This is a genomic window from Rhodococcus sp. H29-C3, from assembly GCF_030063405.1.
Taxonomy (GTDB): domain Bacteria; phylum Actinomycetota; class Actinomycetes; order Mycobacteriales; family Mycobacteriaceae; genus Rhodococcoides.
This window is the reverse complement of the sequence record NZ_JASITC010000002.1, coordinates 658,210-674,699: the sequence shown is the minus strand read 5'-3', so window position 1 is coordinate 674,699 and position 16,490 is coordinate 658,210. Positions and strand designations below refer to the sequence as shown.

Sequence of the window (16,490 nt, the reverse complement as noted above, 5' to 3'; positions counted from 1 at the left end):
CGAGCCAGTTCTCGAGTCCTGGACCTCCAGCCGCACTACTTCTTTCCGCCCCCGAGCAATCCGCCGAGCAGATCGCCGATACCGCCGCCGGAGCCACCGGAGCCGCCGCCGAGAATGCCGCCGAGGAGTCCGCCCAGTCCGCCGCCGGATCCCGAACCGCTGGTTGCCCCGCCGAGGACGCTGCCCAGTAGATCACCGAGACCGCCGCCACCCGAGCCACCCGCACTCTGACCGCCGGTGTATTTCTTTGCCAGATAAGCCAATACGATCGGCACGAGGATCGGTAGCACTTTGCTCACGAGGCTGCTGTCCGCGCCGCCGCTGATTCCGCCGAGCGTGGGCTCCCCCCGTTGGGAGCCGCGGTCAGTTCAGCGTAAGCGAATCCTCTATCACCTGGGCGAATGCTGCCATTCCTGCTGCCGTCGGATGTAGTGGTGCCGCTCGGTTCAGGGGGAACACACCTTCGAGGTAGCGCTGATCACCTGCTGCGCACGCGTCGTGACCGACACTGACGGGCCTGGTGTCGACAAAACTCGCACCGTGCAGCTCGGCCTGCTCGGCGAGAGCGTCGTTCATCGTGTCGATGCTCTGCTGCAGATAGTCGGCGTCTCGCGCCCACACCGGCTGCACGCCATAGCAACCGCCCGGTTGTACTTAGGTTCCGTAGCCGGCCACGACGACATCCGCGTTCGGGGCGCGTCCCTTGATGTCCTCGAAGACCTGCCCCCAGCGTGGGGCCGCCGCGGAGATCGCGTCGGCGAGCTTGTCCGTGCCGCCCTCGGTCAGAGAATCCTTACACGATCGCCCTGTCGGCTCAGATGAGAAGTTGATGCACTGACGCGCCGTCGACACCAGATCCACGTCGTTGCCGCCGATGGTGATGGTCACCAGATCCGTATCCGAAGAGAGCGCATCCAGCTGGACAGTCACCGACCCGCTGTCGGTGATCTGCTCTACCGTCGTGATGTTCTCGGACTTCGCGCCCGAACACGACACATCGGTGAACGACGCGGCCCCGATCAAGCCGGCCAGTACGTGCGGATAGTTCTCGTCGGATTGCAGGCAACCTGCGAATCCCACCTGGTCCGGGATCAGCGGTCCCGAAGCCGCAGAGTCGCCGAGTGCGACGTAGTCGATGGCCGGGGGCAGTTCGACAGGCTGGTCCAGATTCTGTTCGGTGGGGTTCTGGGAGCAGCTCACCAGCGCGAGAGCCGCCAACAGACCCACCGCCACTCGCCGCATTGGATCGACGCTACGCCGGTTCGACGCTGGGTGGACCTATGAATGGATCCGACCAACTCGTATACCGCCCTCATCGGCTATGGCACTCCGATGAGCGCATTCCGCAAAATTCACGGCGCTGTCATCGAAGCCCTCCAAGATGGAGGCAAGTCCCACCGCGCCTCACCAACGCCTTCAATGCACTCGACGAAGCTCGATGCCTCCTCATAGCCCACAGCACAGCCCGTTGCCCGTTGACCCCGCACCAGTGTCATGTCCACCTCTCGCTGATGTCGATGACGGCACGACCAGTGAACTCACCGCGCCGTAGTGCGTCCACCACTGTCGAGACCTCGCTGATCGGAACCTCGACGCAGATGCTTTCCAGGTTGCGCGGCTTGAGCTCGCTTTCGATTCGCTGCCAAAGCGCACGACGGGAGGCGATCATCATTTGTACCGAGTCGATACCGAGCAGGCCCACCCCTCGCAGAATGAACGGCATCACTGTGGTCTCGAGAGCGATACCGCCGTTCAACCCGCTGGCGGTGACGACTCCACCGTAATTCATGGTGCTCAGAATATCGGCAAGGGCTGCGCCGCCGACGCAGTCGACGGCTGCGGCCCACCGGCTCCGACCCAGCGGCCTACGTTTGGCGTCCGGGTCCAGCGGTAGGCGGCCGATCACCTCGGTGGCACCCAGGTCATGCAGGCGCGGCGTGGCATCTGGCTTACCGGACGAGGCAACCACTTCGAAGCCCTTCGCCGACAACAGATCGATGCTCGTTGATCCGACGCCACCTGTAGCGCCGGTGACGACGACCGGACCGGAGTCGGGGGTGACGCCCCATTCGAGGATTGCGGCCACGCTCATCGCGGCGGTGAAGCCGGCGGTGCCGATGGTGGCAGCTTCCCGCAGCGTGAGTCTGTCGAGCTTCACAGTCCATGCCGCCGGCACGACGGCCTCCTGCGCGTAACCGCCGTCACGGGCGGTTCCAATCCCGTATCCGTGGGCGATCACATTGTCGCCGACCTGGAAGTCCGGCGAGGTTGATTCGGAGACGACACCAGCGATGTCGATGCCGGGGACGATCGGATACTCACGAACGACGCCGCCTCCGGGAGTGAAGGCGAGAGCGTCTTTGAAGTTGATGCTGGAATAGCGGACTTGGATGCGTAGCTCATCGGGTCCGAGGGCCTGCTGCTCGAGCTCTCGGACCTCCGGATGGATGGTTCCATCGGTGAGGACGGCGGTAAGGGCGAGGTAAGTGGACATTGAAGCGTTTCCTCCTTGGATATTCGATTTCGATGTGGTCTCGTGCGGGGACCGATTCAGCGATTTGTTGCTTTGAGTGTGGATATCAGATCGTCGACGACCGAAGCGTTTTCGATAGTCGGTGGAATATCAGGCTTGTCTCCGTCGAGGATCTGTCGCAGACAACGGCGCACTATCTTCCCTGAACGTGTCTTGGGTAGAGCGGCAACGATGTCGATGCCGCCTAGTGAGGCGATCGGTCCGACCTGATGACGGACCAGCTCTTGGATCTGCGTGCGCAGTTCTTCGACCCGGTCCACGTGGTCGAGCTCCGGCACGACGACTGCATAAGGACGCTGCCCTTTGAGATAGTCGCTGACCCCAACGACCGCGCATTCGGAAACACCCGGATGTTCGGCTATGGCCGCCTCGATCTGCCCCGACGACATCCGATGCCCGGCGACGTTCATCACGTCGTCAGTGCGGCCGAGAATGTATACGTACCCGTCCTTGTCGATATGGCCGCCGTCCCCGGAGTCATAGTATCCGGGGTGCTGGTTCAGATATGCCTTCGCCAGGCGGGCTTCATCACCCCACACGTTGGTCATGAAGCCGGGCGGCAACGGCAACCGCAGGCACACAGCACCTTCCTGCCCGGACTCGACCTCGTTCCCGTCGCTGTCGAGAATCGCCACGACGAAACCGGGGACCGGCTTTGTCGATGCACCTGGTCTGGGCGGAAAGTAAGTCAGGCCGAGGAAGTTCGACACCACCGGCCAGCCCGTCTCGGTCTGCCACCAGTTGTTGATCACCGGAGCGGACTGCACCTGGCCGAGCCACCGCTGAGTGTCGGGGTCCAATCGCTCTCCCGCGAGAAAAATTCCGCGCAGCGTGTGCAGGTCCCGCCGAACGAGCAGTGCAGCCTGCGGATCTTCTCGCCGGATCGCCCGCATCGCGGTGGGCGCGGTGAGCAGCACGTTAACGCCATACCGCTCGATGATGTCCCAGAAGACTCCGGCGTCGGGGGAGCCAACCGGTTTGCCCTCGAACAGCACGGTGGTGGCACCGGTTAGAAGTGGCGCGTAGACGATGTAGGAGTGCCCCACCACCCAGCCGATGTCACTGGCGGCGAAGACGACGTCGCTGGCCTCGATGCCGTAGACATGCTTCATCGACCACTGCATGGCGACGGCGTGGCCGCCGTTGTCACGGACGATCCCCTTCGGCTTCCCGGTGGTGCCGGATGTGTACAAGATGTACAGCGGATCGGTAGCAACGACCGGGACGCAGCTAGCCGGCTCGGCAGCCTCGAGCAGTTCGGTCCATCCATGTTCCGGCCAGTCGACCCCGCGCCCAGCGGGGGGCTCGATCTGTGGTCGGTTCACCACGACGACGTTCCCGGGACGGTGTTGCGCCTCAGTGAGCGCGGCGTCGAGCAACGGCAGGTAGGGCACGATTCGGCCGGGCTCCAGGCCACCAGTCGCAGTGACGATGACGGCCGGCCGCGCGTCATCGATGCGGGAGGCGAGCTCGGCCGCGCCGAAGCCGCCGAAGACCACTGCATGTACGGCACCCAGGCGCGCACAGGCCAGCATCGTGATGACCGCTTCCGGAATCATCGGCAGGTAGATCAGCACCCGGTCGCCCCGGCCCACGCCCAGGCCGGCGAGGGCGCCTGCCGCCCGCGATACCTGCTCGAGAAGCTCACGGTAGCTGTAGACGTACTCCTGGCCGGTAGCGGCCGAAATGTACGCGAGTGCCGGCGCGTCACCGCAACCAGCGTCGACATGCCGATCCAGGGCGTTGTACGCGGTATTGAGAGTCGCCCCGGGGAACCAATCGACCAGGCCGTTCGGGTTCTCCTCATAGGGACGCTTCGGCTCATCGATCCAGGTGATTGCACGTGCTGCTGTCATCCAGAAGTCGCCCGGGTCCCGGCTGGCGTCATCCATCGTCGCGGTGTAAATCTTGGGCGGTGCGGCCGCGTCGCGCTCAGGCATCGAGGAACCTGGCCGGACGCTTCTCCAGGAAAGCTGTCATGCCTTCGGTCTGGTCACTGAACGCGAAAAGCGAATGGAACCAGCGACGTTCGAAGAGCAAACCCTCCGCCAGCGAGGTCTGGTCGGCCCGCAGGACACATTCTTTGGCCGCCCGCGCCGCACGCGGAGAGAATCCGGCTATCTGCCGGGCGATGACACGAGCCTGTTCGACTACCTCATCGTCGGGGACAACGCGGCTGATCAGACCAATCCGGTGGGCTTCGTCGGCATCGATTCGGCGCCCGGTAAGGATCAGGTCCATCGCCTGGGCTTTGCCCACGATTCGGGTCAGCCTTTGCGTTCCACCAATCCCAGGGATGATGCCCAGTGCGATCTCCGGCTGGCCGAAGGACGCACTCGCGCCGGCGATGAGAATGTCGCACATCATGGCGATTTCGCAGCCGCCCCCGAGCGCGAACCCGTTTACCGCGCCGATGGTCGGGATGGGCAGGTCGGCTAGTCCTTCCCATAAGGCGAGGTGGTTGGCGTCGTTCATGCTTCCGAAAGTTTGGTCGCGCATCTCGGCGATGTCCGCGCCGGCAGCGAAAGCGCGGCCGTTGCCAGTCAGCACCAGCACGCGCGCACCGGATCGGGTTGCCTCGCGCAGTGCCTTGGAGAATTCGGTCATCATCGCTGAGTTCAGAGCGTTCAGCGCTTCCGGCCGGTCCAAGGTCAGTTGGGCGATGCCATCGTCGTCGACGGTCAGGGTGAGAGTGTCGAAATTGGCCATTGGTTCACAGACTTCTTTCTGGTCGCGTATGTGCGGAATGCACCGAATTCTTTGCATGGCTGCGATTTTCTTCACGGGTGGTCTGCATTCACCATCCGGGCCGAGCTGCCCGGCTCACGGCTTGATGGTGTCCGCGTCAACCAATCCCGAGCTGAATGAGGGCCAGCAAGGTTGCCATGATCGCAATGGCGACAGCCGGCGGGTCCAGGTGCATACGGCAGCGCTCCAGGACCAGTCTCGCCCAGACTTCTGCGAGCACCGAGGCGAGGAGGCCTGAGCCGACGGCGGCGAGCAGAATCAGCGTGGCCTCGTCGGTGTGCGCAGCAGCGACGCCGGCGGTCAACGCCGCGGGCAGCGTGATGTGGTGGGTCACCGGCACCGCTTTACCGAAGACGAGAGCGAGCAGTGTAAGCGCTGACGCGCCGTAAAGGAACAGGCCTGCCATCGGCCGGGACTCCTCCGGCCAGGCTAGATAGACCGATCCGGCCACCGCGCCGGCGACGGCGCCGATAGTGAGCACCGCGGCGGCATTGTGCTGCCAGGGCAGCCATTGTTGGCGTATGGCAGCGGGCTTGCGCGCCCATAGGGCGGCGGCGATCAGCGCAGTGAGCACCACGCTGACCGCGAGCGAATCCATCATCGCAATTTCTTTGCCATCAGAGGTACGGACGGCAGGGACACTACCGGCAAGGCGAGCCAGGAACTGGCCCAGCACGCCGAATATAGCGCCGACACCAACGATGGACATGTTGTTATACGTGATCAGCGGCTGCGCGATATCACGCGCGGAGTCGTGACGACGGATGTAGGTGGCATAAGCGGCGGCCGCCGCACCGCTGGCGAACATCACATGGGGGCCGAAAACGGGACCGAAAGCGAGGCCCCCGACCAGCGTGGTGTCCGGATCGACCGATGCCAGCAGGGTGGCGACCACGACGATGACACCCATCAGGGCGAAGCCCCCCAGCGCACCCAGTGCTGCTCCCAAGGCGCCGCCACCCGCGGCGCCGACGAACTCACTCACAGTGAGCGTCATGTGAAGCCCTTCAGTCGTAGTGTCACGGAGACAGCCGGATACGCGGTGGTGGCAGCACCGTCTACATGGCGCTGCCACCACCGCGTTGCCGGGTAACGGTCAGTGTTGGTGCTTGATGATCCCGCGAATGTTTTTGCCTGCCAACAAGTCGGCGTAGCCCTCGTTGACCTGATCGAGGCTGTACTCATTGGTGATCAGACCGTCGAGCTCGAGCTTGCCGTCGACGTACATGCGAATGAGCTTCGGAATGTCGTAGGCCGGGTTGCAGTCGCCGAAGAGCGAGCCCTTGATGGTCTTGCGGAAGTAGCTCATCTCGGTACTCGGCACCTTGACGGTCACCTCGTCGATACGGTTGAGCGCGGTGAGCACCATGACACCGCAGCGTCCGATCATCGACAGCCCGTCGCTGACCTGCTGGTCGGTGATCAGGTCCGTGGTGATGATCGCCGAATCGCCACCCTGTCCGTTGGTCAGGTCGTCGATGGCTGTCTTGGCCTCGGCCGCGGTCTCGAAGGCCAGGGTGGCACCGAGTTCGATTGCCTTGTCGCGCTTGTTCTTCAGCGGGTCGATGGCAATGATGTGCTGAGCGCCGGCATGCTTGGCTCCCTGCACGGCATTGATGCCGATGCCGCCGATACCGAAGATGGCAACGACGTCACCGGGCTTGGTCTCTGCGGCATACACAGCCGAACCCCAGCCGGTGGGAACACCGCAGCCGACCAGTACGGCCTTGTCGAGGGGGATGTCGTCGTCGACCTTGATGACCGAGTACTGGTTGATCACGTTGTACTGGCTGAAGGTGCCCAGGGTGCACATTGCGCCGTACGTTCCGCGGGGCCCGCTGATGGGCCAGCGAGGGCCTTCCAGGTGGCCATCGAGCATTGCGGCGTTCATGTCGCAGACCGAGCTACGTCCGGTTGCGCAGTACTTGCACCGGCCACAGGTAGGGGTGAACGAGCAGACGACGTGGTCGCCCGGCTTGACCCTGGTGACGCCCGGCCCGACTTCTTGGATGATTCCCGCGCCCTCGTGGCCGAGAACCATCGGAAGGCGGGCGATCGTGTCGCCGATGGAGATGTGTACATCGGAGTGACACAGGCCGCCGTAGAGGTACTGGATCAGCACTTCGTTGGGGCCGGGCTTTTCGAGCGTGAGCTCTTCGATCTCGATGGGCTTGCCCGGCTCGATGACGACAGCTGCGAGGGTTTTCATTTCGGTTCCTTCGGTTGGCCGCGGCCACTCCCGGGTGGGAGCGGCTCGGAAGTTTTGTTTTGTTCTGTTCGGCGGCAGCGCACTTGCGCCGTCGAGGCTGTTGGTGACGTGTCTGCTAGGAGCGCTTGAGGTTCACAACGTGAACGTTGGTGAACTCTTCGATTCCGCTCCGGCCGAACTCCGCACCCAGACCGGACTGCTTTACGCCACCGAACGGCACGTCCGGGGTGAGCTGGAAGTGGTGGTTGATCCAGCTCGTGCCGACGTTCAATCGAGCGCCGACCTCGATCGCGCGCTCCACATCGCTGCCCCACACCGAGCCACCCAGGCCGTACTGGGTGTCGTTCGCGCGCTCGATCGCGTCGTCCAGATCGTCGTAGGGCATCACCGAGCGGATCGGGGCGAAGGTCTCTTCGCGAACCAGGGGACTGTTCTCGTCCAGATCGCGCACCAGCGTGGGCTGCACGTAGTAACCGGGCTGGTCGAGCACTTCACCGCCGGCCACGACTCGGCCGTCCCGTGCAGCCACCTCCAGCGCTTCGCGTGCTTTCTGGAAGGCCATCTCGTTCTGTACCGGACCGAGCTGGGTCAGCGGGTCGAGGCCGTGGCCGACGGTCAGTGCAGACACGCGCTGGGCGAGCGCTTCGACCAACGGCTCGTAGAGCGAGGCCGGCGCGTAGATCCGCTTGATGGACACGCATACCTGGCCGGCGTTGGCGAAGGCCCAGTTGCACAGACCGTCGGCGGTCTTCTCGATGTCAGCATCGTCCAGCACGATTGCCGCGTCGTTGCCGCCGAGTTCCAAGGTGAGGCGCTTGAGGGTGGGGCCGGCCGCAGCCATGACTCGTCTACCGGTCACCGTAGAGCCGGTGAACGACACCTTGTCGATTCCCTCGTGAGAGGTGAGCAGAGGACCGAGGTCTCCGCCATCACCGACGACGTTGAACACACCGGCCGGGATCACCTCACGCACCAACTCGGCGAAGTGCATGGTGGCAAGAGGGGTGGTCGGTGACGGCTTGAGAACCATAGTGTTTCCGACGATGAGTGCGGGAGCCAACTTGTAGACGGCCTGGAACAGCGGGAAGTTCCATGGTGTGATGGCCCCGACCACACCTACTGGCTTACGGCGCAACTCCACGTAGCTCGATGCGTCGTCGCGCAGGATCTCGGTGTCGAGACGGTAGTCAGCGAAGTAGCGAGTGAAGTCGATGGACCACGACACATCGTCGCGGGCCTCGCCGATCGGCTTCCCCTGTTCGAGGGTTGTCAGCTGCGCCAGTTCGTCGTGGTGAGCGGCCAGCACATCGGCGACCGCGTGGAGAACCTTGCCGCGCTCGTCGTATCCGAGAGCCGCCCAGCCGGGCAGGGCGCGCTGGGCCGCCGCCACTGCAAGATCCAGCTGCTCGGGCGACGCGACCGGAGTGGTCGCAATTCTCGCCGCAGTACCCGGATCCAAAACCGGCATCTCGGTAGCGCCTTCGACCACTTGGCCGTCGATCAGCTGACCGTACTTCTTGGACGACAGATCGAAGGTCAGTGTGGTCGTGAGTAGTGAGGTCATCAGAATCCTCTCGAATGTTGTGTATGTAGCTCCGGGGGAGCCAGCAACCTTGCGCGGCGTGTGGCGGGCCCGGGTTCGAAAGACCGGAGTGGGCAAGTCGACATATTCATCATTGCGAGTTTCGTCACAGCTATCTGTCCGTGATCCGTACACCTACGATCCGAGGGTCTGACGACAGAACACTCAGCTACAGTGGTGACTATCGCTAGTGATGAATTTCACACCGTGGGCGGCTGCGTGAGACGTGCATAGCGTCCGTCCGGATAGCCTCCGTGTGACTTGACGAGAGGTCTGGTAACGATGGTTGACAACTTCAAGGGCGCCTTCGCGACATTCCCCGCAAGCCAGCAAGGCTTCAACCTGCAAGCGTCCTGGGTCCGTTCCCAGCAGGCAGGTCTGGATCCGTCCAAGCCGATGGATCCGCCCACAGCCGACGGTGTGGACACGGAAAGTCGACTTTTCCGAGCGGCCGCCCCGGTGCTCGAACGCGTCCGCAACGAGATCGACGGCGAACGGCTGTCCGTGATGCTGGTCGGCGCGAACGCCGAGATGTTGACGACCATCAACGGCTGCACCCAAATCGACTCGGTGGTCGCGCGCATCGGCGCCACTCCAGGGGCCCTCTGGCGAGAGGAAACCACCGGAACCAATGCCTTGGCCACCCCGTTCGTCACTCGTGAGCCGCTGTTCGTTCGCGGCCCCGAGCACTATGTGGAGGGCTTGCACAGCTACAGCTGTTATGGCCGTCCCATCTTCAGTCCGCTCAACGGTCAACTCGTGGGCGTGCTGGACATAATGAGTGATGCCGGTGCCGAGTCAGCGCTGATGCGGCCGTTCGTCGACTCGGCGATCGCCGACATCCAACGAAACATCAAAAACAGCATCGGCAGCAGGGGCCAATCGGTGATCCGCGCCTTCGAGGAGGCCGCTCAGCATCCTGCCGCGATGGTGGTGGCTGTATCGCGGTCCATGGTGTTGCAGAGCGCGGCGGCCGCGCGAGTGCTGTCCTCGACCGACCTGGCCTGGCTGCAGCAACTTGCCGAGGGTTTGCACGGGTCCACCCGCACCGAAATCGAACTGACCAGCGGTCATACAGCCCAGTTGGATATGGAAATGGTTGGAGAATCAGATGGCGTGCTGGTCCGAGTGCAAAGTCGGCAGCGGCCAATTATCCCGCGCACCGCGGAACCGTTGCGACACTGGAGTCGGATGCGACAGTGGTTCGATGACTTTCAGAATGGAACGGCATCGGGTGTGATAGTTGGAGAGTTAGGCAGTGGACGCAGCACTGCACTGCGGGAGGCGGCCGGTAAGCAGCCGCACGGTGCCATTGACGGCCGCTTGGACAAGATCGAAGTTGAAGATAGGTTGCGCGCCTTGGTCAGCCGCCCCTGCCACGAGCTGATCACCATCGACAACCTTGACCAACTGTCAACACTGTCTCAGGCTTTTGTGGAGAAGTTGCTCACAGTCGGTTCGCCGCGAATTCTAGCCGCTACCGGGATCTCGGACACCAACAGCTCCCGACTGCTCGACCTCTTCGAGGACCGTCTGGACCTGCCGACCCTGCGGGCGCAACGTTCGGAGCTCCTCACCACACTCAACGAACTGGCCGGTCCGGGCGTACGCTACCGCTTCACGACGCAGGCGACTCGTGTCCTGGAATCGTACTCTTGGCCGGGCAACTATCGGGAACTGTCCATCATGCTTCGTTCGATGGCGCGCTTGCGTGGGGCGCTCATCGACGTCGCTGATCTCCCTGCGGAGCTGCGGATGAAGTCCACCACCAAGTCGATGTCCCCGTGGCAGCAGGCCAGCCGTGACGCAATCATTCGGGCGATGGAAAGCTGTCACGGCAACAAGGCGCATGCCGCAGAATATCTTGGAATCAGCCGCAGCACCCTTTACCACCGCATCAAGGAGTACGGAATCATCGGATAGCTTCGCAACTTGTTGTGTCCCAGTAAAACCCGTTACGTCCCACAATTCAGTGGATCTCTGACACTCGAGGTCGGACCTGATGGTCCCGAATTTTTGGGGGTTCGTCGGGCCCGACGAACCACTCACACACCCTAACCGCAGTCCACAGCGTGAGAGCTTCGCACGTGGTTTAGCGGGCATGTATGACCGATAGCACTGGAGAACGTAGCCGTTCGATCGTTCAGTTCAACTGCACAACAGAATAATTCAAAACTAGTTCCAGGAACACCCCTGCATCTTTGGTCATCTCTGGGTGCTTCCTCTTGCGCCACTGCTAGAGGTGCGGCACTTGCGGAATCGGTGTTGCCGTTCTTGCGTCGTCCGGCGCCCGCGAGTCACCGATACTAGACAATGTGCTCGCATTACAGCGTTTTGAGTTCCTCGGTCACTACGGACACCGACTTCTTGGCATCTCCGAAGAGCATCGAGGTGCCCTCGGCGAAGAAAGAGCGGATTCTCGATTTCCGCACATCCGGAGGACATCGACCGCTCGAGCACGATAACCGACTTGGACTGATCGACGTTCAGAACCGGCATCCCGTAGATCGGGAAGGACGAGTCATTGCGCGCAGCCGGGTTGATGACATCGTTCGCCCCGATGACCAAGGTGACGTCGGTGCGCGAAAACTCGTCGTTGATGTCGTCCATTTCCTTCATCGCGTCGTACTCGACGTCGGCCTCGGCCAGCAGCACGTTCAGATGCATAGGCGTACGACCGACGACCGGCGACCGGCGACCGAGTGAATCGCGCACTTGAGCTCGACACCCTTCGATTCGAGCAACTCGGACATGTCCTTGACGGCATGCTGCGCCTGCGCCACGGCGAAACCGTAACCCGCGACGATAATGACCTGGTTGGCATAGGCCATCTGAATTGCAGCATCGGCAGTCGCTGGTGGCCTTCGCGGTGCCACCAGCGGCCCCTGCCGGTGCGGCCGCAGCCTCGCCGCCACCGAACCCGCCGGCAACGATCGTCGGAATGGACCGATTCATGGCTTTGGCCATCGAGTTCGTCAGGATCGTGCCCGACGCGCCGCCGATCGGCAGCACCACCGTCAGACCGAGAATGCCTGCTAGCGCCAAGACTGCGACGATCCATCACCGCGAGACACCTTCACCAGGGGTGGCATTCCAATTTCCCTCTTGTAGCAACTCGTGATGTCAATTGGTTTGGATCGACAGGTGTGATCCCATTTGCGTCGAACATGAACCCGAATCGCCCCCAATCTGGGGGTACCTCCCGCTTGCGGGGGACATCGACCTCGATGCCACCTTGGTCACCGCCCATTCGGAGAAAGGGAAAGCGGCACCGAACTACAAAAGCGGATTCGGATTCCACCCATTGCCGGCCTTCGTCGACCACGAAAAGTCCGGTACTGGCGAACCCGTCGCAGCGCTTCTGCGTCCAGGAAACGCAGGCTCGAACACAGCCGTCGACCATATCGAAGTGACCCGAAAGGCACTGGCGCAGTTGCCGTTCACGACCGGACAGCGACCTGGGAGGAAAGTGCTGGTACGGACCGACGGTGCTGGGGCGAGCCACGCATTCCTGACCTGACTGCACAGGTAGCGGGGGTCGAACTCGATCGGCTTCGGACTCACCGACGCCATGGTCACCGCCCTCGATGCTGTTCCTGAGAATGCACGGTCTGTCGTTGACGACTCGCAGGAGAAGGTCCGCGACGCCGCCTGGGTCATCGACGCCACCGCAATCATCGATATCACCGCGTGGCCGCCGGGGGAGCGGGTGATCATCCGGAAGGAAAGGCCACATCCAGATGCCCAACTGAGGTTCACCGTCCCCCGCAAGCGGGAGGTACCCACACCCGATGGTCTGCGGTTGACCGCGTTCGCCACCAACACCATCGGTGGTCAAGTCCAGAACCTCGAACTACGCAACCGGCGCCGCGCGCGATACGAGGACCGCATCCGCACCGCCAACGACACCGGGACTGAGCAACTTTCCGCTGCACGGCTTCGACCAGAACCGCAGCTGGCTCGCACTCGTCGAACTCGCTCTCGACTTCACCGCATGGACACAAAAGCTCGGCTTACTCGATCACGATGCCCGGTACTGGGAACCCAACCGTATTCGTCTACACATCTTTTCGATCGCTGGCCGCATCTCGTCCCATGCCCGTCGCATCCACCTGAAACTGTCGAAGAACGCGTCCTGGTCCGATTCGATCGTCTCCGCCCTGACACCATTGTCGGCGCTGCGCGCACCCGCCCGACCCAGACCACCCATCCCATCAACATGAAAGTCATCCTCGGGCCGTGGAACCGAGCGTTCCACCGATCGACATCGGCCGACACATCGCGCCCGATCGACGTGAACGCAGCCGAAAACGACAATCTCGAACCGATCAGGCCACCACGACAGCAGGAAGAAAGATCGAGGTTGGACCCAACCTGACGAATGGCGCTTGCGATAAGAAAGACGTCACACGAACTTCAACACCATGATCAATTCCCTTTGGTGCGCTGTCAATTTCCAAAGCGTAAGATGACCAATCGGGTCCTGCATTGTTCACAAGTGCCTCCACTGTGTCGAGTAATGCGAGAACCACGCGATCGATGAAGGTTTCGTTCGCGATGACCAGCACGAACCCTCGACGCCCCGTGGCGGGCCTTCTGCACCCTGGTGATAAAACCATGAACACGGAGCATCTATGGCCGATCACTGGAAATCCTTTAGGCCCCGTACACTTTTCGATACAGTTCAGCTACTTCTTCGACCAACGGTACAACAGGGTTGTTCGAGGGCGACCCTGATGCCAGCGCTTGCTCGGACATCAATGGTATGAGCTCTTCCCACCGTTTCTGGTCGATACCGTAGGAGTGTGGCGTGGGAACTCGGACATCGGCGCAGAGCTTGTCGATGAACTCTATGAGCTTCGACGAAGCTGCTTTATCGGAGTCGCGACGATCGGCCGTACCCAGTTGTCGCGCACAGTCTGCATAACGGCCGACCGCTGCGGGGATCGAGAACGCAGTGACGACAGGTAAAAGCATGGCATTCGACAGTCCATGAGCGACGTGGAAGTGCGCCCCTATGGGCCGACTCATCCCATGCACGAGGCAGACGCTTGCATTGGAAAATGCCATGCCAGCCTGGGTTGACGCATGCATCATGGCCTCGCGTGCCTCACGGTCGGATCCGTCGAGATATGCACGTAGGAGATACGCACCGATTGTCTTCATGGCGGACAATGCGAGGCCATCTGAAATAGGGTTAGCCTTTTTACTTACGTACGCCTCAATCGCGTGGGTAAGTGCGTCAATCCCCGTGTCAGCAGTTAGCCGAGCCGGCATGGACATTGTGAGCTCAGAATCGACGATCGAGGCAATCGGGAGAAATGACAGGCCAGGACATAGCATCTTCTCGTCTGTCAAGACATCGGTAATAATTGTGAACTGCGTTGCCTCCGAACCACTTCCCGCCGTAGTCGGGATCGCAATGATCGGTAACGCTGGACCTGCATACACTCCCGGCGCTTTGAAATCACTCATGCTACCGCCCTGCTTGGACAACACCGCTAAAGCCTTCGCGGTATCAATAGGGCTACCACCGCCGAAACCGATAACGGAATCAGCCTGATGTTCCTTCACAGCATCAATGCCCGCCTGCAAAGAGTCAGTCGTTGGATCCGGTACGGTCTTGGAGAACACCGCCACCGACTTGCCGGCTGCCTTGATTATCGCAACGAGCCGATCCGCGGATCCGTTCTCAACCATAAACGAGTCAGTGACGAGAAGCGGACGTTCCAAAGCCAGGTCGGTAAGAACATCACCTAGTCCTTCCACTGCACCCGGGCCGAGTTTCACAAATCGAGGAAAAGAAATATTGGAGACCATAGCTACTCCTTTGCAGGATGTTGGTGCGTCCCCCACAGACCGTAGGAGAACGCGGAGAATTAACTATTTTCGGGGAACCCGAGGTTGATGCCGCCGTGGCTGGGGTCGAGCCAGCGACTGGTGACTGCTTTACCTCGAGTGAAGAAGTTGACCCCCTCCATACCGTGAGCATGAGTGTCGCCGAAGAGGCTGTTCTTCCAACCTCCAAAGCTGTAGTAAGCCATCGGCACGGGGATAGGCACGTTGATGCCGACCATGCCGACTTCGACCTCATTTTGGAATCGCCGCGCCGCACCACCGTCGTTGGTGAAGATGACAGTTCCGTTGCCGTACGGATTGGAATTGATGAGCTCGAGAGCTTCGTCGTAGGTTTCGACCCGCACGACCGAGAGAACTGGTCCGAAGATTTCGTCGGTGTAGATACTCATGTCGGTCGTGACATTGTCGATGAGCGTCGGCCCCAACCAGAAACCACCGTCACCGCCGTCTGCTTGGACCTTACGTCCGTCAACGACGATGGTGGCACCTGCGGCCTCGCCGGCATCGACATAGGAGGCGACCTTGTCGCGGTGCACCTTGGTGACAAGCGGGCCCATGTCGGCACCCTTCGTGCCGTCACCGGTCTTGAGAGGTGTAGTTCTCTCGACTATCTTCGCTACAAGATCGTCGGCGATGCCCCCGACCGCGACGAGGGCGGAGATAGCCATGCAGCGCTCACCTGCCGAGCCGAAACCGGCGTTGACCATAGCGTCGGCTGCGAGGTCGAGGTCGGCGTCGGGGAGAACGATCGCGTGGTTCTTCGCTCCGCCGAGAGCCTGCACGCGTTTTCCGTGGCTCGCCCCGGTGGAGTACACGTACTTCGCGATGGGAGTAGAACCGACGAACGAAATCGACTTGATTGCCTTGTTCTCGAGCAGTTCGTCGACGGCGATTTTATCGCCCTGCAGGACGTTGAAGACGCCGTCTGGGAGGCCTGCTTCTTTCCACAGTTCGGCGATCCAGATGCTGGCGGTGGGATCCTTCTCACTCGGCTTGAGCACTACCGTATTGCCGGCGGCGATGGCGACGGGAAAGAACCACATCGGAACCATGGCGGGGAAGTTGAAAGGGGAGATGATGCCGACGGGCCCAAGAGGTTGGCGGATGGAGTAGACATCTACCTTGGTGGAAGCGTTCTCGGTGAAGCCCCCCTTGAGGAGATTCGCTATGCCGCAAGCATATTCGACAACTTCCTGGCCGCGGCTGATTTCGCCGAGGGCGTCGGAGAGGACTTTGCCGTGTTCGGCGGTGATGATCTCGGCGAGCTCGCACTTCTTCGCGTTCAGCAGTTCGCGGAAGTTGAAGAGGATCTGGGTGCGCCTTGCTAACGACGTGTCACGCCACTCCGGGAAAGCGGCGGCGGCGGCACCGATGACAGAACGCGCGTCTTCGACGGTGGCTAGGGCGACCTGCCCGGTGACCTCACCGGTCGCGGGGTTGGTCACGGGGGCGGTCGCCTCTGAGATTCCGGCGAACGGCTTTCCGCCCTTCCAATGTGCAATCACAGTGCTCACAGCGCGCTCCTTTTAGTAGGTGTGCGCCCAGTCTCTGGTGCAAAT

10 protein-coding genes and 4 pseudogenes are annotated in these 16,490 nt (G+C 61.8%); 2 read left to right on the top strand and 12 right to left on the bottom strand.

Annotated features, from left to right (window positions below):
- Positions 1-35: 35 nt before the first annotated feature.
- The 8 genes and pseudogenes from QMK32_RS07150 to QMK32_RS07115 form a co-directional block, all read right to left on the bottom strand.
- Positions 36-338: pseudogene (locus tag QMK32_RS07150) on the bottom strand (DUF937 domain-containing protein); the annotation flags it as partial.
- A 25-nt stretch (positions 339-363) separates the two neighbouring features.
- Positions 364-1,242 (bottom strand): annotated as a pseudogene (locus QMK32_RS07145) (SGNH/GDSL hydrolase family protein).
- A gap of 250 nt (positions 1,243-1,492) precedes the next feature.
- Positions 1,493-2,494: an acrylyl-CoA reductase family protein gene (locus tag QMK32_RS07140; RefSeq protein ID WP_283473917.1), complete on the bottom strand. Its 1,002-nt coding sequence runs from the start codon at positions 2,492-2,494 to the stop codon at positions 1,493-1,495.
- Between the two features lie 56 nt (positions 2,495-2,550).
- A complete protein-coding gene (locus QMK32_RS07135) occupies positions 2,551-4,473 on the bottom strand; it encodes an AMP-binding protein (protein ID WP_283473915.1) in 1,923 nt (640 codons plus the stop codon).
- Positions 4,466-5,242: an enoyl-CoA hydratase-related protein gene (locus QMK32_RS07130; RefSeq protein ID WP_088942681.1), complete on the bottom strand. Its 777-nt coding sequence runs from the start codon at positions 5,240-5,242 to the stop codon at positions 4,466-4,468. The genes QMK32_RS07135 and QMK32_RS07130 overlap by 8 nt, the downstream gene beginning before the upstream one ends.
- Positions 5,243-5,378: 136 nt before the next feature.
- Entirely contained in the window at positions 5,379-6,278 is a 900-nt protein-coding gene (locus QMK32_RS07125; RefSeq protein WP_283473912.1) for a DUF7973 family transport facilitator, read from the bottom strand.
- 99 nt (positions 6,279-6,377) lie between these two features.
- Positions 6,378-7,490 carry an NDMA-dependent alcohol dehydrogenase gene (locus QMK32_RS07120; RefSeq protein WP_136170661.1) on the bottom strand — a complete coding sequence of 371 codons (1,113 nt, stop codon included), beginning with the start codon at positions 7,488-7,490 and terminating at the stop codon, positions 6,378-6,380.
- Between the two features lie 115 nt (positions 7,491-7,605).
- Entirely contained in the window at positions 7,606-9,054 is a 1,449-nt protein-coding gene (locus tag QMK32_RS07115; protein WP_283473911.1) for an aldehyde dehydrogenase family protein, read from the bottom strand.
- A gap of 300 nt (positions 9,055-9,354) precedes the next feature.
- Between QMK32_RS07115 and QMK32_RS07110 the strand changes: the two genes are divergently transcribed.
- On the top strand, positions 9,355-10,995 hold the full coding sequence (locus tag QMK32_RS07110; protein ID WP_283473910.1) for a sigma-54-dependent Fis family transcriptional regulator: 1,641 nt from the start codon (positions 9,355-9,357) through the stop codon (positions 10,993-10,995).
- A 401-nt stretch (positions 10,996-11,396) separates the two neighbouring features.
- On the opposite strand, the pseudogene QMK32_RS07105 reads toward QMK32_RS07110, so the two are convergent.
- A pseudogene (locus QMK32_RS07105) lies at positions 11,397-12,132 on the bottom strand (NAD(P)(+) transhydrogenase (Re/Si-specific) subunit beta); the annotation flags it as partial.
- 157 nt (positions 12,133-12,289) lie between these two features.
- Here QMK32_RS07105 and QMK32_RS07100 point away from each other — a divergent pair.
- A pseudogene (locus tag QMK32_RS07100) lies at positions 12,290-13,295 on the top strand (IS1380 family transposase); the annotation flags it as partial.
- A gap of 105 nt (positions 13,296-13,400) precedes the next feature.
- Here QMK32_RS07100 and QMK32_RS07095 read toward each other — a convergent pair.
- From QMK32_RS07095 to QMK32_RS07085, 3 genes are all read right to left on the bottom strand, one after another.
- A complete protein-coding gene (locus QMK32_RS07095; protein ID WP_283473909.1) occupies positions 13,401-13,640 on the bottom strand; it encodes a hypothetical protein in 240 nt (79 codons plus the stop codon).
- An 88-nt stretch (positions 13,641-13,728) separates the two neighbouring features.
- The gene (locus QMK32_RS07090; protein WP_283473908.1) at positions 13,729-14,892 is read right to left on the bottom strand and encodes an iron-containing alcohol dehydrogenase; all 1,164 of its coding nucleotides are present in this window, start codon (positions 14,890-14,892) and stop codon (positions 13,729-13,731) included.
- A gap of 59 nt (positions 14,893-14,951) precedes the next feature.
- Complete coding sequence (locus QMK32_RS07085) at positions 14,952-16,445, bottom strand: CoA-acylating methylmalonate-semialdehyde dehydrogenase (RefSeq protein ID WP_283473906.1); 1,494 nt, start codon at positions 16,443-16,445, stop codon at positions 14,952-14,954.
- Positions 16,446-16,490 lie beyond the last annotated feature (45 nt).

Excerpts from the sequence above, each read along its gene's own strand:
- QMK32_RS07120 (WP_136170661.1), bottom strand. The coding sequence starts at position 7,490 with ATGAAAACCCTCGCAGCTGTCGTCATCGAGCCGGGCAAGCCCATCGAG.
- QMK32_RS07090 (WP_283473908.1), bottom strand. The coding sequence starts at position 14,892 with ATGGTCTCCAATATTTCTTTTCCTCGATTTGTGAAACTCGGCCCGGGT.
- QMK32_RS07140 (WP_283473917.1), bottom strand. The coding sequence starts at position 2,494 with ATGTCCACTTACCTCGCCCTTACCGCCGTCCTCACCGATGGAACCATC.
- QMK32_RS07130 (WP_088942681.1), bottom strand. The coding sequence starts at position 5,242 with ATGGCCAATTTCGACACTCTCACCCTGACCGTCGACGACGATGGCATC.
- QMK32_RS07135 (WP_283473915.1), bottom strand. The coding sequence starts at position 4,473 with ATGCCTGAGCGCGACGCGGCCGCACCGCCCAAGATTTACACCGCGACG.
- QMK32_RS07115 (WP_283473911.1), bottom strand. The coding sequence starts at position 9,054 with ATGACCTCACTACTCACGACCACACTGACCTTCGATCTGTCGTCCAAG.
- QMK32_RS07125 (WP_283473912.1), bottom strand. The coding sequence starts at position 6,278 with ATGACGCTCACTGTGAGTGAGTTCGTCGGCGCCGCGGGTGGCGGCGCC.
- QMK32_RS07110 (WP_283473910.1), top strand. The coding sequence starts at position 9,355 with ATGGTTGACAACTTCAAGGGCGCCTTCGCGACATTCCCCGCAAGCCAG.